Origin of the sequence: Thiohalocapsa sp., from assembly GCF_019695415.1 — a bacterium.
Taxonomy (GTDB): domain Bacteria; phylum Pseudomonadota; class Gammaproteobacteria; order Chromatiales; family Chromatiaceae; genus Thiohalocapsa.
On the sequence record NZ_JAIFKJ010000038.1, the window covers coordinates 1 to 1,807 of the forward strand.

Here is a 1,807-nt window from a genome sequence, read left to right on the forward strand (position 1 = left end):
CGGTGTGGACCCCAGCATCGATCCGGTCGCGCTGCACCATTACATGACCTTCCACGCGGTGGGGCCGCCACCTTTCACGATGGTGCGTGGCATCCGCAAGCCCCCGCCTGCAACGATCGCGACGATCGAGCCGGACGGGACGAGAAACGATCACATCTACTGGGCGCCAACCTTCCAGCGGGAAGCGCGCGATGCGGACATGCCGTCCTCGGCGTGGCGCGACCTGGTACACGAAACGCTTCGCAATGCCGTCAAGCGCCGCCTGGTGGCGGACGTGCCCGTCGGCGTGCTGCTCTCGGGCGGTGTGGATTCCAGCCTGATCGTCGCGCTCCTGGCCGAAGCGGGACAGACCGACCTCAAGACCTTTTCCATCGGCTTCGAGACGGTTGGCGGCGAGGAAGGCAACGAATTCCGCTATTCCGATCTCGTGGCAGAGCGCTATGAGACCGAGCATTACAAAATTCAAGTCACCAGCGACCGGCTGATCCGCGCCCTGCCCAAGGTCATCGCGGCAATGTCCGAGCCGATGGTCAGCCACGACAATGTCGGCTTCTTCCTGCTGTCCGAGGAAGTCTCGCAGCACGTCAAGGTGGTGCAGTCCGGCCAGGGCGCGGACGAGATTTTCGGCGGCTATCACTGGTATCAGGCGCTGGCCAGCAGCAACGATCCCGTCTCCGACTACGCCGCGGCGTTCTTTGACCGAGACCATGAGGACTACAGGCAGCTTGTGAACCCCGATCTCGTCGATGGCGATTACAGCCGCGATTTCGTCGCTGCGCATTTCGACCTGCCCGGCGCGGACACGCCGGTGGATCGGGGCCTGCGCATCGACACGATGGTCATGCTCGCCGATGACCCGGTGAAGCGCGTCGACAACATGACGATGGCCTGGGGGCTTGAGGCGCGGGTGCCGTTCCTCGATCACAAGGTGGTGGAGCTGGCCGCGCGCATCCCCCCGGATGAAAAGCTGAAAGACGGCGGCAAGGGCGTGCTCAAGGATGTCGCCCGCACGGTCCTGCCCAGCGAAGTGATCGACCGGCCCAAGGGCTATTTCCCGGTTCCCGCGCTGAAATACATCCAGGGGCCGGTTTATGATATGGTGCGAGACTTGATGCACTCGCAGAAGGCGCGCGAGCGCGGCCTGTTCCAACAAGCCTATGTGGACAAGCTGCTCGACAACCCGGCCGAACACATTACCTCGCTCGGCGGCTCGAAGACCTGGCAGGTGGCGCTGCTGGAGTGGTGGCTGCAGGAACACGGCATTTGAGATTGTCGCGTTTGATTAACCCGTATCCGACAAGCGAAAGGCAGGCGCATGGGGGACCGTGACAAGCGCGTCAGCCCCGAGGACCTCGCCGAGATGGCCTCGCTGAAACACTGGGGCGCGCGGCCGCAGGAGGCCCAGTCGCAGCGGATGACGCCCAACGCCATCGTCGACTGCGGCTGGGGCCGGCTGATCTTCGGCCAGACCTTCGCTGACCTGGATGAACTCGCCAAATCGCTGCGCGAGGAGACCGAAGGGCAGCGCGACGTCGCCTTCTATGTGCGCGATCCGCATGTCGTGCTGTCCAGCGCGCCGCAGGAGTTGTTTCTCGACCCGTCGCATACCTTCCGGCTCTACCTCGGCAACCTCAAGGACGAAACGTCCAGCCCGCCCGGCTTCCGCATCCGCCCGGCGCGACCGGACGATGCCGATGCGATCAATGTCATCTACCAGTCCCACGGCATGGTCACGCTGCATCACGGCTTCCTTGACGAAATGGATAGCGACAACCCCGTCAACGTGCTTGTCGCAGATGATCCGAAC

The 1,807-nt window shown here is 63.7% G+C and carries 1 protein-coding gene and 1 pseudogene; both read left to right on the plus strand.

Translation table 11 applies throughout. The annotated features are described in order from the left end of the window. A partial coding sequence (locus tag I6U14_RS00480) for an N-acetylglutaminylglutamine amidotransferase (protein ID WP_296895983.1) occupies positions 1-1,267 on the plus strand: 1,267 nt, incomplete at its 5' end. A gap of 48 nt (positions 1,268-1,315) precedes the next feature. Beyond that, positions 1,316-1,807: pseudogene (locus tag I6U14_RS00485) on the plus strand (N-acetylglutaminylglutamine synthetase); the annotation flags it as partial.